Below are 26,012 nucleotides of genomic sequence, written 5' to 3'. Positions count from 1 at the left end.
TTGACTTCCATTCCCCGGCAAAGGCATTCAGTCGCATATGCACGCCCTGATCAAATTCCCCGACCTATCGCCCGAGATCTTCTCCATCCCCCTGTTCGGAATGGAGTTCGCCCTGCGCTGGTACGCGCTGGCCTATATCGTCGGCATTGTGATCGCCTGGCGTCTTGCGGTGATGGCCTTGAAGCGCCCCATGCTGTGGCCCGGGCAGCAGGCGCCGATGCGCCCCGCACAGGTCGAGGATCTGCTGACCTGGATCATCCTTGGCGTCATCCTCGGCGGGCGGCTCGGTTTCGTGCTGTTCTACCAGCCCGGCTATTACCTTTCGAACCCCTCGCAGATCCTGCGCATCTGGGAGGGCGGCATGGCCTTTCATGGAGGTCTGATCGGGGTGGTGCTGGCCTCCTGGATCTATGCGGCGCGCCAGGGCATTCCAAAGCTACAGATGGCGGATCTGGTGGCCTTTACCGTGCCCTGGGGGCTGATGCTGGGACGGCTGGCGAATTTCATCAACGCCGAGCTTTGGGGGCGCGCGACCGACCTGCCCTGGGGCGTCGCCTTTCCGGGACAGGCTGCACAGGACTGCGGCCAGGCGCTGGGAGAGATCTGTGCGCGCCACCCGTCGCAGCTATATGAGGCCGCTCTGGAGGGGTTAATCCTGGGGGCTGTGCTGTTGTGGCTGACCCTCCGCAAGACGGCATTCCTTACCCCAGGTCTAGTCCTTGGAACCTTTCTGGCCGGATATGGCACGGCGCGGTTCCTGGTTGAATTCGTCCGCCAACCCGACGCGCAATTCGTATCGCCCGGCAACCCCCTGGGGCTTGCCTGGCATATCGGCGGCTACGGGCTGACCATGGGGCAGATGCTGTCGCTGCCGATGATCGCGCTGGGGCTGGTCTTTGTGCTCAAATCCCTGCGCCACAAAAGGGCCGCGCCATGAGCCTGCGCGACCACCTTATCGCCCGCATCGACATCGACGGCCCGCTGAGCCTGGCCGATTACATGGCCGAATGCCTGCTCAACCCGCAATACGGCTATTACACCACCCGCGATCCCTTGGGGGCTTCTGGCGATTTCACCACGGCGCCCGAGATCAGCCAGATGTTCGGCGAGCTGCTGGGCCTGTGCCTGGCGCAGACCTGGCTGGATCAAGGATCGCCCGCGCCGTTCACGCTGGCAGAACTGGGCCCGGGGCGCGGCACCTTGATGGCCGACCTTCTGCGCGCCACCCGCGCCGTACCGGGCTTTCACGACGCCATGCAGCTGCACCTGGTCGAGGCCTCCCCCACCCTGCGCAAGACCCAGGCCGAGACGCTGAAGGGCTACGCTCCGATCTGGCACGACGTGATCGACGACCTGCCGCGACAGCCGCTGTTCCTGGTCGCCAACGAGTTTTTCGACGCCCTGCCCGTGCGCCAATTCCTGCGCGACGGGTCCGGCTGGCGGGAGAAACGCATTGGCCGCGCCGAAGGCTGCCTGACCTTCGGGCTGGGTCCCGTGGCAGATCAGAGCGCACTGGCGCACCGGCTGGAAGACACCCGCGATGGCGATCTGGTTGAACTCTGCGAAGCGGCAGCCCCGATCACCGCCGCCATTGCGGCCCGCATCGCCACTCATGGCGGCGCGGCGCTGATTATCGACTATGGCGACTGGCGCTCGCTGGGCGACACGCTGCAGGCGCTGCGCGATCACGCCCCCTCAGATCCGCTGGAGGCACCGGGCACGGCGGATCTCACCACCCATGTGGATTTCGAACCCCTGACCGAGGCGGGTCGTGCGGCGGGATGCGCCGCAACCCGGCTGACGCCCCAAGGCGTGTTTCTGGAACGCCTCGGCGTGACCGAGCGCGCCCGCGCCCTGGCCGCCCCCCTGCAAGGCGAAGCGCTCGAAAGCCTGATCGCCGCACATCGGCGGTTGACGCACCCCGAGGAAATGGGAAACCTGTTCAAGGTGCTGGGCCTTTACCCCACCACGGCGACTCCACCACCGGGGCTTCAGTCATGACGCTGGAAATTCTCACATCGGATCTGCTGTCTCCGCTGCGCCACGGGTTCTTTACCCGTCGCGGCGGCGCCTCTTCCGGGATTTTCGAAGGGTTGAATTGCGGGCTCGGCTCTTCTGATCAACGCGAGGCTGTGGAAATGAACCGCGCCCGGGTCGCCGCGGCGATGGAGGTCGCGCCCGCCGACCTGGCCCGGGTCCATCAGGTCCATTCCCCGGATGTGGTCGTGATCGAAGAGGTGGGAGACACGCAGGCCTCGGCGGATGCGATGGTGACACGCAGACCGGGAATTGCCCTGTCGATCCTGACCGCCGACTGTCAGCCGGTGCTGTTTGCCGATAGCGATGCCGGGGTGATCGGCGCCGCCCATGCCGGCTGGCGCGGGGCGCTGGACGGCGTGCTGGAGGCCACCGTCGACGCGATGGTGGACCTTGGCGCATCCCGCACGCGGATCAAGGCCGTCATCGGCCCGACGATTTCACAGCGCGCCTATGAGGTGGGGCCTGAGTTCTTCGACAGTTTCATGGCCGAAAACCCGGACAACGCGCGTTTCTTTGCAAATGGGACCGGCGATCGCTTCCTGTTCGACCTGCCCGGTCTTGGGCTGCACAAGCTGCGCAGCCTCGGCATCGCAGAGGCGGAATGGACCCGCCATTGCACCTATAGCGATCCCGCGCGCTTTTACTCCTACCGCCGCACCACCCATGACAAGGAAGCCGACTACGGCCGGTTGATTTCCTGCATCAGGCTTTAGGCTCAGGCCCCATTCATCCTACGCCATTGGCGCCAAATCCACGAAACACCAGCTTTTTGGTGCGCGCCGTGCATAGTGGATCTATTCGCAAGCGTGACAAACCACTGAGATCAAGTGGATTTGACGTCCTTCGGATTTGACGGAATTCCCGCCTGCTTGCCTCTCAATGCTGTGAAATAGAACCACTATTGCTGCAGCATTACTCGTGATCAGGCAATAATTCTGTCAAACCGATGGTGCAGGATGAATGGGTCCTGAACCTAGGCCCAGTTCCCCATTCCCCCTGCAGCACGGGCGTTCAACGCGGAATATGGCAGGCCTATTCGGGCGCTGCCGGGGCTTTTCCATGCCTGCGCCTTATTGCCGACGCATTGATTACCGAAAAAGCCTCTCAGAAGGTTTGATCCAGAACGGAGCCGGCAGGAGTAGCCCATGAAAGCCCGAAACCGCTTTATCGCATCGATCATTGCGACGGCCAAAGCCGAAAGCTGCAGAATGCCCTGGCACCGGGGACGGCGACGGCGGAGCATTGTTGAACGGCGTCATGCGGGCGTCCGGCTTCGCAAACAGGCCTGAGGCGGAGGAACACGGCAAAAGACCATCAATCCTGCGAAAGACCTCCGACAAATCAGAGCGACAGGACCACGGTTTTGCGCCCGGTTACCCGCCTTGTAGGAGTTTCTTCAGGAAGACCTGCTTTAAAGCGCTGAAACACTTGGACCCGCAGCATTTTGAAGAGTCCGGGTTCTCTGCGCGAAACCACAGCCCGCTATGCTCTGATCGGTCTCTATCGGAGCGCGAATTGGAACCGATTTGAGAAAGGCCTGACGTGATGAATACGCCTCAATCGTTGCACCACGCCGCCGCCACGGCCGCCGAGGCCTCTGCACTGCTGCAGGATCCGGCCGCCCTGCGCATGGCCAACAAGCCGCAGTTGCGACGGTTCGAAGTCAGCGCCCTTCTGACAAACGGCACGGTTGCACAAACCCGTCACATCGCTCCGGCGCTGCCGCTGTTTGAAAACGCCTTTTGCGCCTTTACCCGCGGCTCGCTGGTGCAGACCGAGCATGGTCCGGTCGCCATCGAGGATCTCTGGCCCGGCGACAGGATTGTCACCCAGGATGGCGGCTGTCAGCCGTTGGTGTGGAAAGGTTCCACCAGCCTGGTTCCCGCCCGCGCCGACTCAAAAGGGCAACGGCACCCGCTGACCAGCTTCATGGCCGACAGTTTCGGCATGCAAAAACCGATGTCCTGCGTTGTGGCAGGCCCCGCGGCCCGACTCCTGTGCACGCCGCCCCATATGCGCAACGGCACCGAAGAGCAAAAGCTGCTGACCCCTGTGCAGGCCTTTCAGGACGGCATGAATATCTTTGAGACCTCGCCGCCGACGGTGGTGGAGATGTATCACCTCTGCCTGCCCCGCCATGCGGTGATCCAGGTCGGAGGGCTGGAGTTCGAGACCTACCACCCGGGACCGGACGCGCTGAAGATGGTCAGCTACGCCATAAAGACCCTGTTCCTGAACCTGTTCAGCCATGCCGACAGCGTTTCGGATTTTGGCCCGCTGGCCTTCAAACGCGCCGAGATATGACCCGGACAAGGGAGCAGGGCCGCGCAACAGGAGCGTGTATCAGGCCCGCACATCAGAACTGTCGGTGACCGGATCAGGCTTCCCGTGACAGGCGGTCTTCCAGCACATCAAAGGGCACGCCCGGTTCGTCCTTGGCGCCGCGGATCACCAATGATGTCTTGACGCTGGCCACATTCGGCGTGGTCAACAACTCACCGGTCAGGAAGCTCTGAAAGGTGCTGAGATCGGGAGAGACGCATTTCAGGATGAAATCCACCTCGCCGTTCAGCATGTGACACTCCCGCACCAGGGGCCAGCTGCGGCATTTCTCCTCAAAGGCGCTGAGTTCCGCCTCGGCCTGGCTTTCCAGCCCCACCATGGCAAAGACCTGGACCTCAAAGCCCAATTCTCGGCTGTTGACCTCGGCGTGGTAGCCGCGGATCAGACCGGCCTCTTCCAGGGCGCGCACGCGGCGCAGGCAAGGCGGTGCCGAAATGCCCACCCGCTTGGCCAGCTCCACATTGGTCATGCGCCCGTCGGCCTGCAGTTCCGACAAAATCTTGCGATCGATCGGATCAAGGCGTGTTGTGACCATTGTGGAAGCTCCCGTCAGTTTGCGTTTCTTATATCAGCGCCGTTGCCGCGCGCAATATTATTTCACTGGCGGGAAATATTCTTTGCTGGCGACAAGATCAAGCTGCCCAGAATGACGGCGAAGTCACGAAGACGATGCCGGGGGTTTAAGCGGCCTTCCAGTGCCGTTATATCCATCTCCTGACGGCGGGCTGCCCGCCAAACACGGATCTGGGGAAATTGAGATGAGCGAGACTCGCCACACCAAGGTATTGATCATCGGGTCCGGCCCGGCCGGATATACGGCGGGGGTCTATGCCTCCCGCGCGATGCTGGAACCCATTCTGGTGCAGGGCATCGAACCCGGCGGCCAGCTGACCACCACCACCGAGGTGGAAAACTGGCCCGGCGATACCGAGGTTCAGGGCCCGGATCTGATGGTACGGATGCAGGACCATGCCAAGGCGATGGGCTGCGAGATCATCGGCGATATCATCACCGATCTGGATGTCAGCCAGCGCCCCTTCACCGCCAAGGGCGACAGCGGCACCACCTATACCGCCGATGCGGTGATCCTGGCGACCGGCGCCCGCGCCAAATGGCTGGGCCTACCCTCCGAGGAGAAATTCAAGGGCTTTGGCGTCTCGGCCTGCGCCACCTGTGATGGCTTCTTCTATCGCGGCCAGGAGATCGTGGTGATCGGCGGCGGCAACACCGCCGTCGAAGAGGCGCTGTTCCTGACCAACTTTGCCTCCAAGGTCACACTGATCCACCGCCGTGACGAGCTGCGCGCCGAAAAGATCCTGCAGGATCGCCTGATGAAGAACCCCAAGATCGAACCGCTGTGGTTCCACCAGCTGGAGGAAGTCATCGGCACCGACAGCCCGCTGGGCGTCGAAGGCGTCAAGGTCAAACACGTCGAGACCGGCGAGATCTCGGAGATCCCCTGCAAGGGCGTCTTTGTGGCGATTGGCCATGCCCCGGCGACCGAACTGGTCAAGGACGTGCTGGAACTGCACAACGGCGGCTACGTCAAGGTCAAGCCCGGCTCCACCGAGACCTCGGTGCCGGGTGTCTTTGCCGCGGGCGATCTGACCGATCACAAGTACCGTCAGGCGGTGACCTCGGCCGGCATGGGCTGCATGGCCGCCCTGGACGCCGAGCGGTTCCTGGCCGAACAGGAAGACTAGGGCCATCAGGCACTGGCCGGGGCGCAGATCACATGGGTCTCCCGCCCCGGGCTTTTGAACACCAGCAAGGGCGTCGTTATTGCTACGGCGCCCTTTTGTTTGCTTCAGGCCCACTCCCGTTTCAGGATCTGCCGCTGCGTTCCGCTGCACCGGGATCTGCGGTCACGGCGTTCCAATATCGTTGCAATTGGGAAACGCCGGTCTTTTTCGCCGCATTGTGGATAAATTGCGCTTTGCTGCAGGTGCAAGATATGCAATGCGTTCACCCGTGAACACACTTTGAGTCGCAAATGCCAATCACCGCCGAAAAACCCGGCACGCCGGAAGAGGAAGATCTCCTGTTCCGCATGCTGCGCCAGCTGGAAGCTGCACCGGACGCCTCTCAGCGTGCGACGGCCCAGGCTGTTGGCGTATCCCTGGGGCGTCTGAACGCTGCCCTTCGGGCGGCGGCAGAGGCGGGACTGGTGAAAATCACCGAACGTGACGGCCCCGACCGGCGCCAGCGCTTCGCCTATGAGATCACCACCCGTGGCGCGGCGGAACAGATCCGACTCAGAGATAACTTCCTGATCCGTAAATTTGCCGAGTATGACGCTCTGCACGCGGAGCTCACCGGCACGACAAGCGGCCTCGAACCTTTCAAGCACAGGACCAAATTGATGCAAAACAACCTTGCTCCCATCCCCGAGCTATATGTCTCCTACGACAGCGCCCAGAAATTGAAGGTCGAGGCCGCAGACCTCACCAGCCACGATCTGTCCCCGCGCCAGATCTGCGACCTGGAACTGCTGATGAACGGCGGCTTCAACCCGCTGAAGGGCTTCCTGGGCGAAAAAGACTACGACAGCGTCGTCGAGAACATGCGCCTGACCGATGGCACGCTGTGGCCGATGCCGATCACCCTGGATGTCTCCGAAGACTTTGCCTCCTCGGTCGAACTGGGTCAGGACATCGCCCTGCGTGACCAGGAAGGCGTGATCCTGGCAACCATGACCGTCACCGACAAGTGGGAGCCGAACAAATCCCGCGAGGCGGAAAAGGTCTTTGGCGCCGATGACGACGCGCACCCGGCGGTGAACTACCTGCACAACACCGCGGGCAAGATCTACCTGGGCGGTCCCGTGACCGGCATCCAGCAGCCCGTCCACTATGACTTCCGTGGTCGCCGCGACACCCCGAACGAGCTGCGCGCCTATTTCCGCAAGCTGGGCTGGCGCAAAGTGGTTGCCTTCCAGACCCGCAACCCGCTGCACCGCGCCCACCAGGAACTGACCTTCCGCGCCGCGAAAGAAGCCCAGGCCAACCTGCTGATCCACCCGGTGGTCGGCATGACCAAGCCGGGCGACGTGGATCACTTCACCCGCGTGCGCTGCTACGAGGCGGTTCTGGACAAATACCCCCAGTCCACCACCACCATGTCGCTGCTGAACCTGGCCATGCGCATGGCCGGCCCGCGCGAGGCGGTCTGGCACGGGCTGATCCGCGCCAACCACGGCTGCACCCACTTCATCGTTGGCCGCGACCACGCCGGCCCCGGCAAGAACTCTGCCGGTGAAGACTTCTACGGCCCCTATGACGCGCAGGAACTCTACCGTGCGCACCAGTCGGAAATCGGCTGCGAAATGGTCGACTTCAAGCACATGGTCTATGTGCAGGAGCGCGCCCAGTACGAACCCGCCGACGAGATCGCCGACAAGGATGACGTGACCATCCTGAACATCTCGGGCACCGAGCTGCGTCGCCGTCTGGCCGAAGGCCTGGAAATCCCCGAGTGGTTCTCCTTCCCCGAGGTGGTGAAGGAGTTGCGCCGCACCAAGCCGCCGCGCAGCAAGCAGGGCTTCACCGTCTTCTTCACCGGCTTCTCCGGTTCCGGCAAATCCACCATCGCCAACGCGCTGATGGTCAAGCTGATGGAGATGGGCGGTCGTCCGGTGACGCTTCTGGATGGCGACATCGTGCGCAAGAACCTGTCTTCGGAACTGGGCTTCTCGAAAGAGCACCGCGACCTCAACATCCGCCGCATCGGCTATGTGGCCTCGGAAATCACCAAGAACGGCGGCATCGCCATCTGTGCTCCGATCGCCCCCTATGCCAGCACCCGCCGCGCGGTGCGCGAGGACATCGAACAGTTCGGCGCCTTCGTCGAGGTTCACGTCGCCACCACGATCGAAGAATGCGAACGTCGTGACCGCAAGGGCCTTTACAAGCTGGCGCGCGAAGGCAAGATCAAGGAATTCACCGGCATCTCCGATCCCTATGATGTGCCCGTGAACCCCGAGCTGAGCGTCGAGACCGAGAATGTCGAGGTCGACAACTGCGCCCATCAGGTTCTGCTGAAGCTGGAAAGCATGGGGCTGATCAGCGCCTGATCCTGCTGCCTAGATCGTTATTCGGCCCGCCCCTGGCGGGCCGAAGTCGTTTGGGACCTGTGGCCGGACGGTTCGGCCGCCCGTTGGCGGAGTCACGCGAAAAGGAAGTGACGCCCCCGACCCCGCCGCGCCCTACAGACTGTCCCGCAGGGCCTCTGCCGCGCGCCGCGGCAAATCGCCAAGATCCGCAGCCAGCGGTTTTATGGCGCGCAGCGCAGGCAGGCGGCGCTGGTAATCCTCTTCGCTGATGCTGCGGACGGCAGCCTTCAGATCCGCCAGCCCACTACAGCAGATGATGCCCTGGGTATCAAAGAAGGTCTCGATATTCGGGCAGCCCCAATAGATCGGCACCGTTTCACAGAGAATGGCATCGATCAGCTTCTCGCTGAAGTAATTCGGCTCCTGCACATTCTCGATCACCACGGAGTAGCGGAAAGGCGCCAACCCGTCTGCCTTGACCTCAAACGGCGTATAGCCCCGTCCCAGGATCCTGGCATCGGGCCGTTCCTGGCGCAGGAACTCCACCATCTGGTGGCGCAGCTGATGCCCCTCCAGATCGCGCTTGGCCGAAGCGATCAACGAGAGATCTTCGGACTTTTCAAGGCGACGGTCCTGCCAATCGGGAATCCAGGTGGTGCCGAAGGGCAGGAACAGCGCATTGGGCAGGCGCTGCAACAGATCCGGATCATGGGTAAACACGCGAAAGAACCGCCGATGCGTGATCCGCAGCATGCGATGATGGAAATGCGAGATGGCCTTGGGCTCCATCACCATCAAAGAGACATGCGCGCGGCAATTCCAATTCGGCTGAATGTGCATCGCGGTCTTGGCGTAAACGATCAGATGGTCATCCGGGGAAAGATCCCCCACGACACCACCTTCAAGCCTCGCCGGGCATCCCAGCGGCCACTGCAGATCTGCCAAAGGCCGCGCGGCCAGCCTCCGGCCCAGCTTGCCCCCGTAGGGCAGAACGGCAATTGCAGGTTCAATCATGATCGCGGGCCTTCCAGTGACAGGCGGCACATGCGCACGGCGCGCAGGGTGCGTCAAGCCTGCGACGGAAGGTCAACAGTCCCGCGCATCAGTACAAAGCCCTTGCCCGCGACGCACACCCCGTCCGGCGCCTGCGCAGCACCAATCCGGCTGACCCACGCCTGTCCGGGGCGGCCAAGTCCATGGCCCTGTTCGGCGACAAAGCTGTCCTTCTCCATCAACCCATGCTTCCACAGATAGGCGGCCATCGCACCGGTGGCCGATCCGGTGAAAGGATCCTCCGGCGGGCTGGGCGGTGCCATCAGCAGGCGGGAATAGGTGTCCCCTTGCGCCGTTGCTCCATCGAGGGTGACCAGGAAGGGCTCCATCATGTCGGTGCCCGCAGCGCCGAGGGACTTGGTCAGGCGCGCCAGGGCCGCCACATCCAACCGGGCCGCATCCAGCGCCGCGCGATCCTGCAGAACGGTGATGCAGAAGGGCAACCCCGTGGAGACCTTTTGCGGCACGCCCACGATGGCCTCTACCGGCAGTGAAACGGCCGCGGCCACCAATGCAGGATCCGCCGCTGGGCCAAACTGCGGCGCGACCTGCGTCATCTCGATCAGATCATCCTTGATCTGCACCGGCACGATGCCCGCGCCGGTCTCAAGCGTGACCGAAGGGCCGGTAATCAGCCCGCGATCCTTCAGCGCTGCGACAGTCGCCAGGGTGGGATGACCGGCAAAGGGAATTTCCCGGCTGGCCAGGAAATAGCGCACCTTGACGTCCGCCACATCCGAAGGACCGGTGAAGGTGCATTCGACCAGGGAGGTCTCGCGCACGAAACTGGTGCAGACCTCTTCAGGCAAGACCGCGCCGCCGTGGACAACAGCGCAGCCATTGCCGCCAAAGGGGCGATCCGAAAACGCATCGACCCAATCAAATGGAAAAGACGTCATATCCCGCGCCCCGCTAAATACCTCGTGTCGCGCCACAAGACTAGCGGCGCGACGGAACATGTGCCAGCGTCATCAGATGGCCAGGATAAACGCCGAGGCCTTCTGGCTCAGTGAACCGTAACGGGCGACAGGTCGTTCTGGCGCGCCAGCACAAAGGCCATGCGACGGTCGGCGACCAGCGCCAGCTGCTCGCCTTCGGCGTCATGCACCGCATAGAGCTGCTTGCGCCCATGGGCCCCGGCCTGAACATCGGCAGGCAGGTCTGCCACATCCACGGCCTTCACGTAAACGATCCGCTTGCCAGTCTCGTTGAAATCGAACGGTGTATGCATCTTTCTTACCCCTTTCCCTTAGCCTTTGCGAATGTTGATGGTCTGAACGACGGTTTCCGGGCGAGCACGGGTCAGATCCACGTGCAGCAACCCGTTTTCCATCAGCGCCTCGCCCACTTCGACCCCATCGGCGAGGACGAACATGCGCTGAAACTGGCGCGCGGCGATGCCCCGGTGCAGGAAGACCCGGCCGTCGCTGTCATCGCGCTGACGGCCCCGGATCACCAGTTGCCGGTCTTCCACTGTGATGGCGAGATCCTCCTCGGCAAACCCGGCCACGGCCAGGGTGATGCGATAGGAATGATCCGAGGTCTGCTCGATATTATAGGGAGGATAGCCCTCGTTGCCGGATTTGGCCGAGCGTTCCAGGAGGCGTTCAAGCTGCTCGAACCCCAGCATATGCGGGTAAGAGCCCAAGGTAAGTTTCGACACGTGTTACGTCCTTTGTTCGAAAGCGACGGATAGTCTTGCGGCCCCGATCCGGGCACCGCTCTTACAGGATATGGTAAGTTCTGCTGATTTCTCAAGAGCGTGGACGCATAGGACTAGCCGAAAAGCCGTTAACGAAGTATCTTGATCCTCGCATCTTTCATCAGCTCCTGAGTCGCCAATGAACGCCCCTACCGATATCTCGATGAAGACCGACGATGTGTTGAAGGTTGAACTTGAGGTATTTCGCAGGCAGCACCGCGATCTGGACGAGGCGATCGCCGCCCTGCAGGAGCGTGGTACGGCGGATCAGTTGACCCTCCGGCGGCTGAAGAAGCAGAAGCTGGTCCTGAAAGACAAGATCGCCCTGATCGAAGACCGCCTGACCCCCGATATTATCGCCTGAACCCCTCCCGAAAGGCACATTTCCTTCGTGTTGTAGCGGTAGGTCGAAGCATGGCATGGGCTGGCCCCGGTAGCGTTGCAATGCAGCATGTCCGATGACAGGGTAGAGGCGATGAAGCGCGTTTTAGTACATGGCTGCATTTCGCCTTATTGACGGTCCTGACGCAGTTGGGCGGCATCGCCTGGCTGATCGCGCTTTTGTTTCGTCGGCGCGCCCTGGTGTTTGCATTAGCCTATCTGGCGCTTTGGGGCGCTGCCATCGGCCTTGCTCCGCTCGGCAACCGCGTCCCGCTGCACTGTTGGAATCAAGGCGGGCTGCAGATGAAGGCCTGGGTGTTCTGCGCCGCCAACCGCAACTACATGGCCCCCGAGCTTCTGGATGCCTTGAAGACGGCTTCGGGCAGGTTCGAAGCTGAATTTCCCGGTTCAAACATTCAGGTGCTCGATGCAAATTTCCCGTTTCTGGATGGCTTCCCGCTCTTGCCGCATCTGTCACATGATGATGGCGGCAAGGTCGATATCGCCCTTTTCTACAAAGACGGGAACGGCAATCGCCGCGAAACCAGCAAAAGCCCGATCGGGTATTTCGCCTTTGAGGATGGGCCGACCCATTGCCCCAAGGCCTGGCCATCACTGCGGTGGGATCTGCACTGGTTGCAGCCACTATGGCCCGACTGGCCGCTGGATGATGCCAGAACCAAGCGCGTCGTCGAAATACTGGTGGCCGACCCCAGAGTGAAAAAGCTGTTCATCGAACCGCATCTGGCTTCCCGCCTTGACCTGACGAATAGCAAGATCCGCTTCCAGGGATGCCGCGCGGCCCGTCATGACGATCATATTCACCTCCAGATCTGACGCATAGCTTGGCCGGTCAGCCGGAGCGAGTTTTCAGGCTTTATACCTCTCACATCCACAGATTTCCTTGGTAGAGGCGCGGAAGCTCCCGCGCCTATTGCAGATCGGCAGCTGCGCTGCCGCAGGCAAAAGCCTTGGGCCCGGCAGCGCGCCTGCGCGCGCTGCGGTATCGACAGACAGCATCGCTTCCCTGTGCCGCATGATGTCTCTAGGGATTGAACCGCCCCTTGCCCTCATTGCCGCATTGCACCGCAGGCGACTTCGACTATAGTGCGCGCTCCTTCCACCCGAGCAGGCCCTGCACGGCCTGCGGCATGACAGGACCGGATCACATGCCAGATACCACCGCTGACATCAAAGTGGGCATCATCATGGGCAGCCAGTCGGATTGGCCCACGATGAAAGAAGCCGCCACCATCCTGGATGAGCTGGGCGTGCCTTACGAGGCCAAGATCGTCTCGGCCCATCGCACCCCGGATCGGCTCTGGACCTATGGCAAGACCGCAGCCGAGCGCGGCCTGCAGGTCATCATCGCCGGTGCCGGTGGCGCGGCGCATCTTCCGGGCATGGTGGCCTCCAAGACCCGCGTGCCGGTGGTTGGCGTGCCGGTGCAGACCCGCGCCCTTTCGGGGGTGGATTCGCTCTATTCCATCGTGCAGATGCCAAAAGGCTTCCCGGTCGCCACCATGGCCATCGGCGCTGCGGGTGCTGCCAATGCCGGTCTGATGGCTGCGGGGATCCTGGCCTTGCAGGATCCGGCCCTGGCGCAGCGGTTGGACGACTGGCGCGCAGCACTGTCTGCATCCATCCCCGAGGAGCCGAGCGATGACTGATCCCTTGCAGCCTGGCGCCACCATCGGAATTCTGGGCGGCGGCCAGTTGGGGCGGATGCTGTCGGTTGCCGCCTCCCGTCTTGGCTTCAAGACACATATCTTTGAGCCCGGCGCCAACCCGCCCGCAGGCGATGTGGCACATCGGGTGACAACCGCCCCCTACGAGGATGAAGCCGCCCTTGCCGCGTTTGCCGCCTCCGTCGATGTCATCACCTATGAGTTCGAGAACATCCCCACCGCAGCCCTGGATGTGCTGGAACAGCATCGCCCGATCCGCCCCGGGCGCGAGGCGCTGCGGGTGTCGCAGGACCGGCTGACCGAGAAGACATTCCTTCAGGAGCTTGGCCTGCAGACCGCGCCCTTTGCCGATATCACCGGTCAGGCCGATCTTGACGCGGCACTGGAACGGATCGGCACCCCGGCCATCCTGAAAACCCGGCGTTTCGGCTATGACGGCAAGGGACAGGCCCGCATCAGGACCACCGATGACGCCGCTGCAGCCCTCGCCTCCCTCGCGGGGGCACCGGCCATCCTTGAAGGTTTTGTCGACTTCTCCCACGAGGTTTCGGTCATTGCCGCCCGCAGCCCCAGTAGCGAGGTCGCCTGTTTCGATCCCGGCGAGAACGTGCATCGCGACGGCATCCTGCACACCACCACGGTGCCCGCCCGCCTCAGCCAGAGCCAGCGCATGGATGCGGTGCTGATCGCCGCCAAGATCCTGAATGCACTCGACTATGTTGGCGTGATGGGGGTGGAGCTCTTTGTCACCGGCGGCGGCCTCGTGGTCAATGAAATCGCCCCGCGCGTGCACAACTCCGGCCATTGGACCCAGAACGGCTGCGCCGTGGATCAGTTCGAACAGCACATCCGCGCGGTGGTGTGCTGGCCCCTCGGCGACGGGCAGCGTCACAGCGACGTGGTGATGGAGAACCTCATTGGCGCGGATGTGGATCGCATTCCGGACCTCGCGCGCGAGCGCGACTGCGCCATCCACCTTTATGGCAAGGCCGAAGCCAAGCCGGGCCGCAAGATGGGTCACTTCAACCGGGTCCTCCGCCCCCAGAAGTAACCGCCCGCTGGCGACACGCCTCCGAAACCCGCCAGCGGTGGGTTTCGGGCGCAGCAAAGAGGGCCCGCCTGCCGGGCGTGATGCGCTGCGCTCCCCCGGCCCGAACCCGGCCCGAATGGCCTTACCCGAAGAACCGCGCGGCGATATCGCCGCTCATGTAGCTGACCCGCCCAGCCGATAGCGTCGCCGCAACCCGCTGGCTGTCCTTCTCCAGAAGCAGCACATCGGCGCGCTGGCCCGGCGCCAGAACGCCGCGATCCTTGAGCCCCAGCACGGCGGCAGGCCCCGAGGAGACCAGCGCCCAGGCCCCTGCCAGATCCATCATCCCGGAGTGCGCCAGCATAAGCGCGGCACGGCGCGGGCTCGGGTAGTGGTAATCCGAGGCAATGGCATCGCACAGCCCCATGGCAATCAACTCGATGGCCGAAACATTGCCCTTGTGCGATCCGCCCCGCACCACATTCGGAGAGCCGAGGATGATATGATCGCCCGCCGCCCGCGCGGCCTCTGCCGCCTCCAGCGTTTCGGGAAATTCGCTGATCCGCACGCCGCGCGCGCGCCATTCGGCCCGTACTGCGGCGCTGTGATCGTCATGGCTGCCCAGACGCAGCCCCTTGGCCGACAATTCCGCGCAGATCGCGTCCAGGGCAGCCGGAACCTCATCGCTCCGCGCGTGCATGTCCTGCAACATCTGCCAATGCACATCCGGGTTGCGCCCGGCCTTCAGCGCCTGCCCGACCAGGCGCGCAGGCTTCTTGCCCGCCGCCAGCCGATCATGCGGCAGGTGATCGTTGAAGACGACATAACTCACTCCGCTTGCCGCAAGGCGCGCAGGCAGGTCTGCGTAGTCGTCCAGCATATGGGTCTCGAACCGCAGCTGCGGCAGGATATCCGTCACCAGGCGGTCCCGCACGGCGGCAATGGCAGCAAAGACCTGATCGGCATAGTCCGGCGATCTGAGGCCCCCTTCCCAGCTGTGAAACTGTGCCAGAACGGCCGTGGTGATCCCGTTTGCAGCCAGCTCTGCCTCGGTGGCGATCACGCCTTCGTCCATCTGCTTCATGGCGCCGCGCCGGGGCGCTAGGTGGCGCTCGAACCCATCGCCATGGAGGTCGATGATGCCGGGCAGCACGAGGTAACCCGACAGGTCCACCGCGCGCCCTGCGGGTTCGGATACAACCGCCCCATCGGCAATGCTGAGCACGCCGCCTTGGGCCAGCCCCTCGGGCAGCAGGACATCACCGCCCTGCAGGGTCATCTCAAGGGTCTTCACGCGCCTGATCCTCTGCTGCCGCACCGCTACAGGCGTCGTCATCGCACAAGCCTTCGGGCAAGCCAAGCAGCGCATCCAGAAAGCTCATCTCGGGGTCAAACCGCCCATGCCCCAGGAAATGCAGGGTCTGCGCGATCACCAGCGGGTTGTTCATCATGAAGGTATGGGTCACGGGCAGCACGATATGATCCGCCATGCCTGCAACCCGGGTGCGCTCGACCGAGACCTTGCCATCATCCGGCCCGGGAATAAGGTTTGAAAACACCGGATTGAGCGAGACATTCCCCGCGATCACGCCCAGGGGGAAATCGACGGGCGGCAGCCGGTTCGGCAGGCTGTCCGGAGCCGTGCCCAGCTGCAGGCCCGCAGGACCGTTGATCAGGCCAAAAACCTCCCAGTCGCCCAGTTCATCCACCAGTTCACTGCCTTGGTTGGGCGGGCCAAGCATGACGACACGAGCCAGGCTATCCGGGTGATTGTGCTGCAGCCAATGGCGCAGCAGGATCCCGCCCATGGAGTGGGTGACCAGATGCACCGGCTGCGCACCGCATGTGGCAAAGGCCTCTGGCAGCACCTGCTCCGCCAGATCGGCAACCGGCAGCTTCGTGGAGGCATAGCCCGGGCGCACCACATCCATGCCGCGCCCGATCAACACATCCTCCATCACCGCAAACGACGCTTCGCTGCGGGCAAGCCCATGCAGCAGGATCACGCAATCGGCCATGGCCGGTATCGGCAACAGCCCCGAAAGGCCCATCAACAGGGAGGAAAGCAGTGATTTCATGCCGTTCAGATAGGATGTTCCAGATCTCGCCGAAAGCCCCTATGCCCGTTTTGGAGCCGCCCAGATCACCAGGGCAATGCCGCCCAGAACCGCCGTGGTGCCCAGGATAAGGCGCAGACCGACGGGTTCAGCCAGGACGAGCGCACCGCCCAGGATGGCCAGGACCGGAACGCTCAGCTGGATGGTGGCGGCCACGGCAGGCTGCAGCTGCGGCAGGACCCGGTACCACAGCGCATAGCCCAGACCGGAGGTGACCGCCCCGGACAGCACCGCAAGGGCAAGTCCGGTTGCGGTGACGTGCAGCTGCGCGAACAGCACCGCGACGACGGGCAGCATCATTGCTGTCGCCACAAGGAAATTCGTTGCCGTCGCGCGCAGGGGATCGCCCGCACCGCGCCCCAACAGGGTATAGGCCGCCCAGCCCACTCCGCTGGCGGCCATCAGCAGTGACGCCCCCAGCGGCACCTGCACCGGACCGCTGGGCCAGACCACGAAGGCAAGACCGGCAAAGGCCAGAGCAGCCCCCAGCACCTGCCCTGTGGTGGTCCGGCTGCCCCGCAAGGCACCCCATCCGAACATGGAAATCTGCACCACCCCGAACAGGATCAGTGCCCCCAGCCCCGCATCCAGCCCTTTGTATGCCAGGCAAAAGCCGATCATATAGAGCGTCAGCGCCGCGCCACCCTTCAGGGCCTCCCACACCGTCGTGGCGCCGCCCGTCAGCAACCCGCCCCCCTGCAGGCGCCCGGACCGCAAGACCTGTAGCCAAAGCAGCAGAACAAGCGCACCCGCACCGGAGGCAAGACGCAAGAGCCCAAACCCCAAGGCATCCATATGGCCCCATCCGATCGCCATGCGGCCCAGGACGGAATTGGCGGCAAAGGCGATCAGGACCAGCAGAACAAGGCTTACAAGTTTCAAAATCCGGCCTCCAAGTCAGGCCGGAATACCGCGCCTATCGGTTTAGAATACGCAGGTCGGTATCACCGTATCCGCAGGTGTAGCAACAGTCATTGCAGCGTTGCGAGTTGTTGAGGCCAACACCCCAGTACTGGGTTTCATTGCCGCGCACCCAGGCGCCATAACAGATGGTTTCGCCTGTCTCGCAGCTGAGCACATACTCTTGCGGATTGTAGTCATCCAGAATGTAGACCTTCCCATTCCCCGGCCAGGCCCGGTTGTAGTCCTGACTGTAGAATTCGAGGCTGACGATATGCGGATAGTCGCTGCGAATGGTCCATCTCAGACTGTCGGCGCTGACGGCCCCTGCAACCGTCAACAAACCCGCAATCGCGGCCATGTTTCTCAATACCTTCATGATTTCCCCCCTGCAATCGTATCGTTAAACACGCAAAGCGTAAGGGACGATACCCCAGGCGACCAAGCGATTATTGGCCCGTTTTCAATTTCTCAAATACGGCAGACTTCTCAGACATTGAAATCGGGCTCAAAATGCTACCCAGCATTTTGAGCCCCATGAAAAAGGGGCCGCCCGAAGGCGACCCCTAATTCATCCAGCTGGATGGCGTGACTTACATCATGCCGCCCATGCCGCCCATGCCGCCCATGTCGGGCATGCCGCCGCCTGCCGCGCCTTCTTTGGCGGGCTTGTCAGCAACCATGGCTTCGGTGGTGATCAGCAGGCCTGCAACCGATGCCGCGTCTTCCAGAGCGGTACGGGTCACTTTCGCCGGGTCGATCACGCCGAACTTGAACATGTCGCCATATTCATCGGTCTGAGCGTTGTAGCCGAAGTTCTTGTCAGTGGATTCGCGGACCTTGCCCGCGACAACCGCACCGTCAACACCTGCGTTTTCGGCGATCTGGCGCAGCGGAGCTTCGATCGCGCGGCGCACGATGGCGATACCGGCGTTCTGGTCTGCGTTGGCACCGGTCAGACCTTCAAGGCCTTTGCCCGCCTGAACCAGAGCAACACCACCGCCGACGATCACGCCTTCCTGCACGGCTGCTCGGGTCGCGTTCAGAGCATCGTCCACACGGTCTTTGCGCTCTTTCACTTCCACTTCGGTCATGCCGCCGACGCGGATCACGGCAACACCACCTGCCAGTTTGGCAACGCGTTCCTGCAGCTTCTCACGGTCGTAATCGGAAGAGGTCTCTTCGATCTGGGTGCGGATCTGGGCAACACGTGCTTCGATCTCGGCCTTCTCGCCTGCGCCATCAACGATGGTGGTCTCGTCCTTGGTGATCTCGACCTTCTTGGCGGTGCCCAGCATGTCCATGGTGACGGACTCGAGTTTCATGCCCAGATCTTCGGAGATGACCTGACCGCCGGTCAGGATCGCGATGTCCTGCAGCATGGCCTTGCGGCGATCGCCGAAGCCCGGTGCCTTGACGGCTGCGATTTTCAGACCGCCACGCAGTTTGTTCACAACCAGGGTTGCCAGCGCTTCGCCTTCGACGTCTTCGGCGATGATCAGCAGCGGCTTCTGGGACTGGATCACCTGCTCGAGCAGCGGAACCATCGGCTGCAGGGAAGAGAGTTTCTTCTCGTGCAGCAGGATCATGCAGTCATCAAGATCTGCGATCATCTTGTCGGGGTTGGTGACGAAGTAGGGCGACAGGTAGCCACGGTCGAACTGCATGCCTTCGACCACGTCGGTCTCGGTTTCCATGCCTTTGTTCTCTTCGACGGTGATGACACCTTCGTTGCCGACCTTCTGCATCGCGTCTGCGATCTGCTGGCCGATCTCGGCTTCGCCGTTGGCGGAGATGGTGCCGACCTGCGCAACTTCAGCAGAGTCGTTCACCGGACGCGCCATTTCCTTGATCGCTTCGACGACCTTGGAGGTGGCCATGTCGATGCCGCGCTTCAGGTCCATCGGGTTCAGACCGGCAGCAACCTGCTTCAGGCCTTCCTTGACGATGGCCTGGGCCAGAACGGTCGCGGTGGTGGTGCCGTCACCGGCTTCGTCGTTGGTGCGGGAAGCGACTTCCTTCACCATCTGGGCGCCCATGTTCTCGAACTTGTCTTCCAGTTCGATTTCCTTGGCAACCGACACACCGTCCTTGGTGATGCGCGGCGCGCCGAAGGATTTATCCAGAACCACGTTGCGGCCTTTGGGGCCCAGGGTCACCTTGACGGCATCTGCGAGGATGTTCACACCCTTCAGCATCTTGTTGCGGGCATCGGTGTCGAATTTGACGTCCTTAGCAGCCATGTTTCACTCTCCTAGAGAAAATCTGTGTTTGTCAGCGATTATGATGGGATCAGAGAAGCCTGCGGGCTTACTCGATGATGCCCATGATGTCGCTTTCCTTCATCATCAGCAGCTCTTCGCCGTCGACGGTGACCTCGGTGCCGGACCATTTGCCGAACAGGATCTTGTCACCGGCCTTCACGGCCATCGCGATCAGCTCGCCGCTGTCCTTGCGCGCGCCTTCGCCGGTGGCGACAACAACGCCTTCCGAGGGCTTTTCCTTGGCGCTATCGGGGATGATCAGCCCGCCAGCGGTTTTCTCTTCGCTTTCGGTGCGGCGTACCAGCACGCGGTCATGAAGCGGTTTCAATGCCATCTTTGCAGCTCCTTAATAGGCTCAAAGGTTGTTTTTCTGGTCAGCCCCTGCTCCCCGCAGAGGCGTTATCACTCACACCGGGTGAGTGCTAACGGAGCAATAGCTAGGCAGCACCCGGGAGCGAGTCAACAGGTTAGATGCAAGAAAATTGACCCGCCTTGCCCGGAAATCAGCATGCTGCTTTGCAGCACTGCCCGGACAGATCGGGACTGGGGTCAAGAAAGACTGTGATCCCAGTCCGCTAAGCCGGTGCGGCCCTGATCGCTGAGGGCGTAGATGCCCTTTTCCACCTTTTCGAACCAGCCGTAATGATTGTCCCGCATCAGCGTCGTGGCCCGCCCGACGCCGGTGGCCTTGGCCACATCCGCTCCCTTGCAGGCGCCGTGCTCTGCCAGATGCTGCGCACAGGCGAGCGCATCCTGCCGGTAGGCGGTGACAATGCCATAGCGCGTGGCGCCGCCCGCGTTGGGATCTCCGCGCAGGCGCTCGAACTCCCGCAGCAGCCGCTGCTTGCGGATCTTGGATTTGCGCGGCGCATAGGGGCCGGGATCGCACTGGACCTCGACCCGGCCATCGGCCAGCACCGTGATCAGACCGAGGCCAAGTCGGCGACACAGAGAGAGATTGTCCTTCAGCATCCGCCGCGCCTGCTTGCCCTTGGGCTTGGGCACGGCAATGTAGACCAGATCGGTGATCGCCTGCCGGGTGACCGCCTGATGGAACAGCGACAGGGAAAACCGTAGCTTCAGCTCCACGATCACCGGATCCTCATCGCCGCGCCGCGCCACCACATCCGCCGCGCCGACCTCCCCTTTCACCTCATAGCCTTGGCGCTCCAGGAGCGCCTTGATCGGGGGATAGAGATCTGCTTCGCGTGTCATAGGAATTGATTGACAGTTTGAGCGGGGCAAAACAAGCCAAGAGGTTAGAAGGTGTCGGCGCTCTTTTCTCGCCCCGAGCTATTCTTACGATGGGCCAAGCGCCGCAGCGCGGCGGTGATGGGGTGACAAACGCCCCGGCCCTGCTATAAGGCGCGCAAATTCTCCCGTATCTACAGGATTGCATCATGACCACGCTCGTTTTCGGCCACAAATCCCCCGACACCGATTCCACCGGCTCCCCCATCGTCTGGGCCTGGTACCTGAATGAGGTGAAAGGCATCGCGGCTGCGCCCAAACTGCTGGGTGAACCCAACACCGAAGCCGCCTTCATGCTGGAGCGCTGGGGCCTGGAAAAGCCCGAGATCATCGCCGATGTGGCCGACGACCAGCCCGTGGTGATCGTGGACACCAACAACCCGGCCGAACTGCCCGCCAATATCAATGGCGCCGATGTTCAGGCGATCATCGACCACCACAAGCTGGTTGGCGGCCTGGAAACCAAGGGTCCGATCGATATCACCATCCGCCCGCTGGCCTGCACCGCCACCATCATGAACGATCTGATCGGTGACGACATGGCGAAGATGCCGGAACCCGTCAAGGGCGCCGCGCTGACCTGCATCCTGTCCGACACGCTGGAATTCCGCTCCCCCACCACCACCGATCATGACCGTGCCGTGGCCGAGAAACTGGCCGCGGAACTGGGCATCGACATCGCCGAATACGCAGCCGAAATGTTTGCCGCGAAATCCGATGTCTCTTCCTTCTCGGATGCCGAGCTGATCCGCATGGATTCGAAGGAATACGAGGTCGACGGCACCAAGTTCCGCGTCTCGGTTCTGGAAACCACCGCGCCGGGCGTCGTGCTGGACCGCAAGGCCTCGCTGATCGAAAGCATGACCACCGTTGCGTCCGAGGATGGCGTCGATCAGGTGCTGCTCTTCGTGGTGGACATCCTGAACGAGGAAGCCACCCTGCTGGTGCCCAACGATCTGGTCAAAACCGTCGCCAAGAAAAGCTTTGATGCCGATGCCACAGGCGACACCGTTGTCCTGCCCGGCGTGATGAGCCGCAAGAAGCAGATCATCCCGAACCTCAAGGTCTGATCTTGGATCTTCGAAGCAATGGAAAAGGCGCCCCGCACGGCGCCTTTTTCTATTCGGGCAGGTATTCCCGGTGGCACAGACCGCCCGTCTCGGTCATATCTTGCCGCGCAGCCCTCAGCCCCCCTCAGGAAAGGCCAAACCCATGACCCGCATCATCGAAAACCTTGCCGAGGTCTCTGCCCCCTATCGCGCGCTCTTTGTCGATCTCTGGGGCTGTGTCCATAACGGGATCACCGCCTACCCCGAGGCCGTTGCCGCCCTGCAGGCCTATCGTCAGCGCGGTGGGATCGTGGTTCTGGTGACCAACTCGCCGAAACCGCGCGCAGGCGTGGCCGAGCAGTTGAAACAGTTCGGCGTGCCACAGGATGCCTATGACACCATCGCCACCTCGGGCGATTCCGCGCGGGCCGCCATGTTCACCGGCGCGGTGGGGGACAAGGTCTATTTCATGGGCGAATGGCAGCGCGATGCGGGCTTCTTTGAACCGCTGCATGTGATCGACAAGCCGGTTGAGATCACCCGCGTGCCCCTGCAGGAGGCCACCGGCATCGTCTGCTGCGGCCCGTTTGATCCGATGGCCGATCCGGATGTGAACCGGGCCGACTTTCTCTATGCCAAGCAAAAGGGCATGAAACTCCTCTGTGCCAATCCCGATATCGTGGTGGACCGCGGCGAGACCCGCGAATGGTGCGCCGGCGCCCTGGGCCGACTCTATACCGAAATGGGCGGCGAGAGCCTCTACTTCGGCAAGCCGCACCCGCCGATCTACGATCTTGCCCGCCGCCGCCTGGCGGAATTGGGTCAGGATATTGCCGATGGCGACATTCTGGCGATCGGGGACGGGCCGCACACCGATATTTCAGGCGCCATGGGCGAGGGAATCGATTCCCTTTTCATTTCCGGTGGCCTTGCGGCAGCTGAAACCAAAACGTCGCACCAGCCAGATCCGGATGCTCTAACAGACTACCTGGCAAGGGAAAACAGCGCCCCGACCTTCACCATCGGCCGCCTGCGCTAAGGCGTAATTCTAACAGAAAGCCCTTGATTTTCTGCACCTGCAAAGTAATAAAGTTGCAGAACCAAGGGCCATGGCGCTCTAAAATTTCAAAGGGGATCCACGGATGCCTGAAAACCCGGAGGGGCGCATGTTGGACAATCTGCCACGCGGAACCATCTGCATCGAAGACATTGAAATGGGCATGGTCCGCTACCTGCGCAAGGTGGTGACAGATGAGGACATCCAGAAGTTCGCCGATGTCTCCACCGACCACAACCCGGTGCATATGGATGACGATTACGCCCGTGACACCATCTTTGAAGGCCGTATCGCCCATGGGATGCTGACCGCCGGCCTGATCTCTGCCGTGATCGGCGAACAGCTGCCGGGCCATGGCACCATCTACATGAGCCAGTCCTTGAAGTTCCTTGCCCCGGTGCGCCCCGGCGACATGGTGCTGGCCGAGGTCGAAGTGACCGATATCCAGATCGACAAGCGCCGCGTCCGGCTTGATTGCCGCTGCATGGTCGATGGTAAGAAGGTCCTGGTGGGCGAGGCCATGGTCATGGCCCCCTCGCGCAAGTTCGACTAAGGCGCATTCCCGCCCCCGACACAGCCGCAATGATGCGCAACGGCACGCTTGCATGCCCCGTCACGGGGCGCTAGGCAGGCGCCATGCGCATCATTCGTGACTACCAGTTTGTTGAAGGCCAGGACCGCGGCGCCAGCGTCGCGATCGGCAATTTCGATGGCGTTCACCGCGGCCATCGGTCGGTGATCGATCTGGCGCGCCAGGCCGCCCCGGACGCCCCCCTTGGCGTGGTGACCTTCGAGCCGCATCCGCGCGAATTCTTTGCCCCTGCCGCACCGCCCTTTCGCCTGATGTCCGCCGCTGCGCGGGCCTCGCGGCTGGGCAAGCTAGGGGTGGAAAAGCTCTATCAGCTGAACTTCAACGCCGCCCTGTCAGGGCTGACGCCGGAAGAGTTTGCAAGCAAGGTTCTTGCCAAGGGCCTTGGCCTCAAACATGTGGTGGTGGGCGCCGATTTCTGTTTCGGCAAGGGGCGCGCGGGCACCGCTGAGGATCTGATACGCTTTGGCCGGGACATGGGCTTTGGCGTCACCATCGCCCCCTTGATGGAATATACCGAACATACCGTCTCTTCGACCGCGATCCGCCAGGCGCTGAGCGATGGTCGCCCGCGCGACGCCGCCGCCATGCTGGGCCATTGGCACCGGATCGAAGGCACTGTCGTGGGCGGAGAGCAGCGCGGGCGGGACCTTGGTTTTCCCACCGCGAACATGTCCATTGACGGGCTGCACCCGCCTGCATTCGGCGTCTATGCGGTGCTGGTCGACGTCCTCGATGGCCCTCACAAGGGCAGCTACCACGGTGCCGCCTCTGTCGGGGTGCGGCCCATGTTCAACGGCGATCACCCCAATATCGAAACCTTCCTGTTCGATTTCACCGGCGACCTATATGGCGCGACCCTCTCGGTCGGGCTGGTGGACTACCTGCGCCCGGAGATGAAGTTCGACGGGCTGGAGGGGCTGATTGCGCAGATGGATGCGGATTGCGCCAAGGCGCGCGAAATACTGGCTACCATATGAGCAGGCTTGCCCCCCGGTTCTGGGAGAAGAAGCCGCTCGACAAGCTGTCCGCGGCCGAGTGGGAGGCGCTTTGTGATGGCTGTGGCAAATGCTGCCTCAACAAGCTGGAGGATGAGGACACGGGCGAGGTTGCCCTCACCCGCGTGGCCTGCCGCCTGCTGGATGATCAGACCTGCCGCTGCGCCCACTATGAGAACCGCCACCAGTTCATCCCCGAATGCATCGTGCTGAAGCCCGAGAACCTGGACACCCACGCCTATTGGATGCCGCAGACCTGCGCCTATCGGCTCTTGTGGCAGGGCAAGCCCCTGCCCGGCTGGCACCCGCTGATCACCGGCAATCCGGATTCGGTGCATGACGCGGGGGTTTCGGTGCAGGGCATGACCGTCTCCGAATTCGACACCCCAGAAGAAGACTGGGAAGATTACATCATTGAGGAGCCCATCTGATGTTCTTTGCCTCTGACAATTCCGGCCCCGTCCACCCCGAAGTTCTGGACGCGCTGAGCGCGGCCAACACGGGCTATGCCATGGGTTATGGCGCAGATGCCCAGATGGACGCCGTGCGCCAGCGCCTGCGCGACATCTTCGAGGCGCCCGAAGCGGCGATCTACCTGGTGGCCACCGGCACCGCCGCCAACGCCCTGGCGCTGGCCACCCTCTGCGAGCCTTTCCAGACCGTGTTTTGCAGCCCCGTGGCCCATATCCACGAGGATGAATGCAACGCCCCCGAGTTCTACACGGGCGGCGCCAAACTGACGCTGGTGCCCGGCGGCGACAAGATGACACCCGAAGCGCTGCGCAACAGCATCGCGGGCGAAGAGACCCGCGGCGTCCATGGGCCCCAGCGCGGGCCGGTCTCGATCACCCAGGTCACCGAACGCGGGTCGGTCTACTCCCTGGACGAGCTGACGGCCCTTTGCGCCGTCGCCAAGGACTACGGTCTGCCCGTGCATCTGGATGGCGCGCGCTTCACCAATGCGCTGGTGGCGCTGAACTGCTCTCCGGCGGACATGACCTGGAAGGCGGGCGTGGATGCGGTCTCCTTTGGCGGCACCAAGAACGGTTTGATGGGGGTTGAGGCGGTGATCTTCTTCGATCCCAAACACGCCTGGGAATTCGAACTGCGGCGCAAGCGCGGCGCGCATCTGTTCTCCAAGCACCGCTACCTGTCGGCGCAGATGCTGGCCTATCTGGACAACGACCTGTGGCTGTCCAGCGCCAAGGCCGCCAATGAGTCCTGCGCTGTCCTGGTCGAAGGGCTGCGCAAGGCCGGGGCCACATTCCTGTCGGAACCGGATGCGAACATGGTCTTCGCCGCCCTGCCCCGCAGCACCCACAAGCGCCTGATGGAGGCCGGCGCCGTCTATCACCTGTGGGATGGCCCGCTGGAAGGACCGGATGATAAAGAGGTCACCGCGCGTTTCGTCTGCGACTGGTCGATCAGCCGCGATGAGATCGCGGCGTTCTTGAACCTGCTCTGATCTCAAAGACGCAGGGGCGCTGGCCACGCGCATA

General features: G+C 62.6%; 28 protein-coding genes. 16 read left to right on the top strand and 12 right to left on the bottom strand.

Annotated elements, in window-relative coordinates; genetic code table 11:
* Window positions 1-37 precede the first annotated feature (37 nt).
* The 4 genes from lgt to PXK01_RS15600 all read left to right on the top strand — a co-directional run bounded on the left by lgt (window position 38) and on the right by PXK01_RS15600 (window position 4,344).
* A complete protein-coding gene (lgt, locus tag PXK01_RS15615) occupies window positions 38-937 on the top strand; it encodes a prolipoprotein diacylglyceryl transferase (protein ID WP_274848660.1) in 900 nt (299 codons plus the stop codon).
* A complete protein-coding gene (locus PXK01_RS15610) occupies window positions 934-2,001 on the top strand; it encodes a class I SAM-dependent methyltransferase (RefSeq protein WP_274848659.1) in 1,068 nt (355 codons plus the stop codon). The genes lgt and PXK01_RS15610 overlap by 4 nt, the downstream gene beginning before the upstream one ends.
* Window positions 1,998-2,753, top strand: coding sequence for a peptidoglycan editing factor PgeF (pgeF, locus tag PXK01_RS15605; RefSeq protein ID WP_274848658.1), 756 nt, complete (start codon window positions 1,998-2,000; stop codon window positions 2,751-2,753). Before PXK01_RS15610 ends, pgeF begins: the two co-directional genes overlap by 4 nt.
* 832 nt (window positions 2,754-3,585) lie before the next feature.
* The gene (locus PXK01_RS15600; RefSeq protein ID WP_274848657.1) at window positions 3,586-4,344 is read left to right on the top strand and encodes a Hint domain-containing protein; all 759 of its coding nucleotides are present in this window, start codon (window positions 3,586-3,588) and stop codon (window positions 4,342-4,344) included.
* Window positions 4,345-4,417: 73 nt separating this feature from the next.
* Here the strand turns inward: PXK01_RS15600 and PXK01_RS15595 are convergent, their stop codons facing one another.
* Window positions 4,418-4,918, bottom strand: coding sequence for an Lrp/AsnC family transcriptional regulator (locus PXK01_RS15595; protein WP_274848656.1), 501 nt, complete (start codon window positions 4,916-4,918; stop codon window positions 4,418-4,420).
* A 223-nt stretch (window positions 4,919-5,141) separates the two neighbouring features.
* Here PXK01_RS15595 and trxB point away from each other — a divergent pair, with 223 nt between their 5' ends.
* Both trxB and PXK01_RS15585 read left to right on the top strand, forming a co-directional pair.
* A complete protein-coding gene (gene trxB, locus PXK01_RS15590) occupies window positions 5,142-6,086 on the top strand; it encodes a thioredoxin-disulfide reductase (protein WP_274848655.1) in 945 nt (314 codons plus the stop codon).
* A gap of 290 nt (window positions 6,087-6,376) precedes the next feature.
* Window positions 6,377-8,455 carry a bifunctional sulfate adenylyltransferase/adenylylsulfate kinase gene (locus PXK01_RS15585; RefSeq protein ID WP_274848654.1) on the top strand — a complete coding sequence of 693 codons (2,079 nt, stop codon included), beginning with the start codon at window positions 6,377-6,379 and terminating at the stop codon, window positions 8,453-8,455.
* Between the two features lie 132 nt (window positions 8,456-8,587).
* Here the strand turns inward: PXK01_RS15585 and PXK01_RS15580 are convergent, their stop codons facing one another.
* The 4 genes from PXK01_RS15580 to PXK01_RS15565 all read right to left on the bottom strand — a co-directional run bounded on the left by PXK01_RS15580 (window position 8,588) and on the right by PXK01_RS15565 (window position 11,150).
* Window positions 8,588-9,448, bottom strand: coding sequence for a hypothetical protein (locus PXK01_RS15580; RefSeq protein ID WP_274860776.1), 861 nt, complete (start codon window positions 9,446-9,448; stop codon window positions 8,588-8,590).
* A gap of 53 nt (window positions 9,449-9,501) precedes the next feature.
* Entirely contained in the window at window positions 9,502-10,386 is an 885-nt protein-coding gene (locus PXK01_RS15575; RefSeq protein ID WP_274860775.1) for a PhzF family phenazine biosynthesis protein, read from the bottom strand.
* A 107-nt stretch (window positions 10,387-10,493) separates the two neighbouring features.
* Entirely contained in the window at window positions 10,494-10,718 is a 225-nt protein-coding gene (locus PXK01_RS15570) for a DUF1150 family protein (RefSeq protein ID WP_274848651.1), read from the bottom strand.
* 18 nt (window positions 10,719-10,736) lie between these two features.
* Complete coding sequence (locus tag PXK01_RS15565; RefSeq protein WP_274848650.1) at window positions 10,737-11,150, bottom strand: Hsp20 family protein; 414 nt, start codon at window positions 11,148-11,150, stop codon at window positions 10,737-10,739.
* A gap of 178 nt (window positions 11,151-11,328) precedes the next feature.
* Between PXK01_RS15565 and PXK01_RS15560 the strand changes: the two genes are divergently transcribed.
* From PXK01_RS15560 to PXK01_RS15545, 4 genes are all read left to right on the top strand, one after another.
* Window positions 11,329-11,553: a YdcH family protein gene (locus PXK01_RS15560; RefSeq protein ID WP_274848649.1), complete on the top strand. Its 225-nt coding sequence runs from the start codon at window positions 11,329-11,331 to the stop codon at window positions 11,551-11,553.
* 167 nt (window positions 11,554-11,720) lie between these two features.
* The gene (locus tag PXK01_RS15555; RefSeq protein WP_274860774.1) at window positions 11,721-12,407 is read left to right on the top strand and encodes a hypothetical protein; all 687 of its coding nucleotides are present in this window, start codon (window positions 11,721-11,723) and stop codon (window positions 12,405-12,407) included.
* A gap of 332 nt (window positions 12,408-12,739) precedes the next feature.
* The gene (purE, locus tag PXK01_RS15550; protein ID WP_274848647.1) at window positions 12,740-13,240 is read left to right on the top strand and encodes a 5-(carboxyamino)imidazole ribonucleotide mutase; all 501 of its coding nucleotides are present in this window, start codon (window positions 12,740-12,742) and stop codon (window positions 13,238-13,240) included.
* Entirely contained in the window at window positions 13,233-14,309 is a 1,077-nt protein-coding gene (locus PXK01_RS15545) for a 5-(carboxyamino)imidazole ribonucleotide synthase (protein WP_274860773.1), read from the top strand. Before purE ends, PXK01_RS15545 begins: the two co-directional genes overlap by 8 nt.
* A gap of 121 nt (window positions 14,310-14,430) precedes the next feature.
* Here PXK01_RS15545 and PXK01_RS15540 read toward each other — a convergent pair whose 3' ends face one another.
* The 7 genes from PXK01_RS15540 to PXK01_RS15510 all read right to left on the bottom strand — a co-directional run bounded on the left by PXK01_RS15540 (window position 14,431) and on the right by PXK01_RS15510 (window position 20,784).
* On the bottom strand, window positions 14,431-15,582 hold the full coding sequence (locus PXK01_RS15540; protein ID WP_274860772.1) for an alpha-D-ribose 1-methylphosphonate 5-triphosphate diphosphatase: 1,152 nt from the start codon (window positions 15,580-15,582) through the stop codon (window positions 14,431-14,433).
* Window positions 15,569-16,366, bottom strand: a complete 798-nt coding sequence (locus PXK01_RS15535; protein WP_274860771.1) for an esterase/lipase family protein — start codon at window positions 16,364-16,366, stop codon at window positions 15,569-15,571. Before PXK01_RS15535 ends, PXK01_RS15540 begins: the two co-directional genes overlap by 14 nt.
* Before the next feature lie 39 nt (window positions 16,367-16,405).
* Window positions 16,406-17,287: a DMT family transporter gene (locus tag PXK01_RS15530; protein ID WP_274848643.1), complete on the bottom strand. Its 882-nt coding sequence runs from the start codon at window positions 17,285-17,287 to the stop codon at window positions 16,406-16,408.
* Between the two features lie 34 nt (window positions 17,288-17,321).
* A complete protein-coding gene (locus PXK01_RS15525; RefSeq protein ID WP_274848642.1) occupies window positions 17,322-17,684 on the bottom strand; it encodes a hypothetical protein in 363 nt (120 codons plus the stop codon).
* Window positions 17,685-17,898: 214 nt separating this feature from the next.
* The gene (gene groL, locus PXK01_RS15520; RefSeq protein ID WP_274848641.1) at window positions 17,899-19,548 is read right to left on the bottom strand and encodes a chaperonin GroEL; all 1,650 of its coding nucleotides are present in this window, start codon (window positions 19,546-19,548) and stop codon (window positions 17,899-17,901) included.
* Window positions 19,549-19,615: 67 nt separating this feature from the next.
* Window positions 19,616-19,903 carry a co-chaperone GroES gene (locus PXK01_RS15515; RefSeq protein ID WP_192963993.1) on the bottom strand — a complete coding sequence of 96 codons (288 nt, stop codon included), beginning with the start codon at window positions 19,901-19,903 and terminating at the stop codon, window positions 19,616-19,618.
* Between the two features lie 215 nt (window positions 19,904-20,118).
* A complete protein-coding gene (locus PXK01_RS15510) occupies window positions 20,119-20,784 on the bottom strand; it encodes a DUF2161 domain-containing phosphodiesterase (RefSeq protein ID WP_274848640.1) in 666 nt (221 codons plus the stop codon).
* Window positions 20,785-20,969: 185 nt separating this feature from the next.
* Here PXK01_RS15510 and PXK01_RS15505 point away from each other — a divergent pair, with 185 nt between their 5' ends.
* From PXK01_RS15505 to PXK01_RS15480, 6 genes are all read left to right on the top strand, one after another.
* Complete coding sequence (locus tag PXK01_RS15505; protein WP_274860770.1) at window positions 20,970-21,890, top strand: manganese-dependent inorganic pyrophosphatase; 921 nt, start codon at window positions 20,970-20,972, stop codon at window positions 21,888-21,890.
* A gap of 142 nt (window positions 21,891-22,032) precedes the next feature.
* Complete coding sequence (locus tag PXK01_RS15500) at window positions 22,033-22,908, top strand: TIGR01459 family HAD-type hydrolase (RefSeq protein ID WP_274860769.1); 876 nt, start codon at window positions 22,033-22,035, stop codon at window positions 22,906-22,908.
* Window positions 22,909-23,035: 127 nt separating this feature from the next.
* On the top strand, window positions 23,036-23,479 hold the full coding sequence (locus PXK01_RS15495) for a MaoC family dehydratase (protein WP_192964012.1): 444 nt from the start codon (window positions 23,036-23,038) through the stop codon (window positions 23,477-23,479).
* A gap of 83 nt (window positions 23,480-23,562) precedes the next feature.
* Window positions 23,563-24,495: a bifunctional riboflavin kinase/FAD synthetase gene (locus PXK01_RS15490; protein ID WP_274860768.1), complete on the top strand. Its 933-nt coding sequence runs from the start codon at window positions 23,563-23,565 to the stop codon at window positions 24,493-24,495.
* Window positions 24,492-24,944: a YcgN family cysteine cluster protein gene (locus tag PXK01_RS15485; protein ID WP_274848636.1), complete on the top strand. Its 453-nt coding sequence runs from the start codon at window positions 24,492-24,494 to the stop codon at window positions 24,942-24,944. The genes PXK01_RS15490 and PXK01_RS15485 overlap by 4 nt, the downstream gene beginning before the upstream one ends.
* Window positions 24,944-25,978 (top strand): threonine aldolase family protein, encoded by a 1,035-nt coding sequence (locus PXK01_RS15480; RefSeq protein ID WP_274860767.1) that lies wholly within the window; start codon window positions 24,944-24,946, stop codon window positions 25,976-25,978. Before PXK01_RS15485 ends, PXK01_RS15480 begins: the two co-directional genes overlap by 1 nt.
* Window positions 25,979-26,012 lie beyond the last annotated feature (34 nt).

The organism is Phaeobacter sp. PT47_59 (assembly GCF_028890025.1).
GTDB lineage: Bacteria > Pseudomonadota > Alphaproteobacteria > Rhodobacterales > Rhodobacteraceae > Phycobacter.
Note: the sequence above shows the minus strand (reverse complement) of the source record. Positions and strands in the feature narration are given on the sequence as shown.

Excerpts from the sequence above, each read along its gene's own strand:
- pgeF (WP_274848658.1), top strand. The coding sequence starts at position 1,998 with ATGACGCTGGAAATTCTCACATCGGATCTGCTGTCTCCGCTGCGCCAC.
- PXK01_RS15525 (WP_274848642.1), bottom strand. The coding sequence starts at position 17,684 with ATGAAGGTATTGAGAAACATGGCCGCGATTGCGGGTTTGTTGACGGTT.
- PXK01_RS15480 (WP_274860767.1), top strand. The coding sequence starts at position 24,944 with ATGTTCTTTGCCTCTGACAATTCCGGCCCCGTCCACCCCGAAGTTCTG.
- lgt (WP_274848660.1), top strand. The coding sequence starts at position 38 with ATGCACGCCCTGATCAAATTCCCCGACCTATCGCCCGAGATCTTCTCC.
- PXK01_RS15575 (WP_274860775.1), bottom strand. The coding sequence starts at position 10,386 with ATGACGTCTTTTCCATTTGATTGGGTCGATGCGTTTTCGGATCGCCCC.
- PXK01_RS15535 (WP_274860771.1), bottom strand. The coding sequence starts at position 16,366 with ATGAAATCACTGCTTTCCTCCCTGTTGATGGGCCTTTCGGGGCTGTTG.
- PXK01_RS15490 (WP_274860768.1), top strand. The coding sequence starts at position 23,563 with ATGCGCATCATTCGTGACTACCAGTTTGTTGAAGGCCAGGACCGCGGC.
- PXK01_RS15560 (WP_274848649.1), top strand. The coding sequence starts at position 11,329 with ATGAACGCCCCTACCGATATCTCGATGAAGACCGACGATGTGTTGAAG.
- trxB (WP_274848655.1), top strand. The coding sequence starts at position 5,142 with ATGAGCGAGACTCGCCACACCAAGGTATTGATCATCGGGTCCGGCCCG.
- groL (WP_274848641.1), bottom strand. The coding sequence starts at position 19,548 with ATGGCTGCTAAGGACGTCAAATTCGACACCGATGCCCGCAACAAGATG.
- PXK01_RS15595 (WP_274848656.1), bottom strand. The coding sequence starts at position 4,918 with ATGGTCACAACACGCCTTGATCCGATCGATCGCAAGATTTTGTCGGAA.
- PXK01_RS15515 (WP_192963993.1), bottom strand. The coding sequence starts at position 19,903 with ATGGCATTGAAACCGCTTCATGACCGCGTGCTGGTACGCCGCACCGAA.
- PXK01_RS15580 (WP_274860776.1), bottom strand. The coding sequence starts at position 9,448 with ATGATTGAACCTGCAATTGCCGTTCTGCCCTACGGGGGCAAGCTGGGC.
- PXK01_RS15600 (WP_274848657.1), top strand. The coding sequence starts at position 3,586 with ATGAATACGCCTCAATCGTTGCACCACGCCGCCGCCACGGCCGCCGAG.
- PXK01_RS15610 (WP_274848659.1), top strand. The coding sequence starts at position 934 with ATGAGCCTGCGCGACCACCTTATCGCCCGCATCGACATCGACGGCCCG.
- PXK01_RS15585 (WP_274848654.1), top strand. The coding sequence starts at position 6,377 with ATGCCAATCACCGCCGAAAAACCCGGCACGCCGGAAGAGGAAGATCTC.
- PXK01_RS15570 (WP_274848651.1), bottom strand. The coding sequence starts at position 10,718 with ATGCATACACCGTTCGATTTCAACGAGACTGGCAAGCGGATCGTTTAC.
- PXK01_RS15485 (WP_274848636.1), top strand. The coding sequence starts at position 24,492 with ATGAGCAGGCTTGCCCCCCGGTTCTGGGAGAAGAAGCCGCTCGACAAG.
- purE (WP_274848647.1), top strand. The coding sequence starts at position 12,740 with ATGCCAGATACCACCGCTGACATCAAAGTGGGCATCATCATGGGCAGC.
- PXK01_RS15495 (WP_192964012.1), top strand. The coding sequence starts at position 23,036 with ATGTTGGACAATCTGCCACGCGGAACCATCTGCATCGAAGACATTGAA.
- PXK01_RS15505 (WP_274860770.1), top strand. The coding sequence starts at position 20,970 with ATGACCACGCTCGTTTTCGGCCACAAATCCCCCGACACCGATTCCACC.
- PXK01_RS15545 (WP_274860773.1), top strand. The coding sequence starts at position 13,233 with ATGACTGATCCCTTGCAGCCTGGCGCCACCATCGGAATTCTGGGCGGC.
- PXK01_RS15500 (WP_274860769.1), top strand. The coding sequence starts at position 22,033 with ATGACCCGCATCATCGAAAACCTTGCCGAGGTCTCTGCCCCCTATCGC.
- PXK01_RS15510 (WP_274848640.1), bottom strand. The coding sequence starts at position 20,784 with ATGACACGCGAAGCAGATCTCTATCCCCCGATCAAGGCGCTCCTGGAG.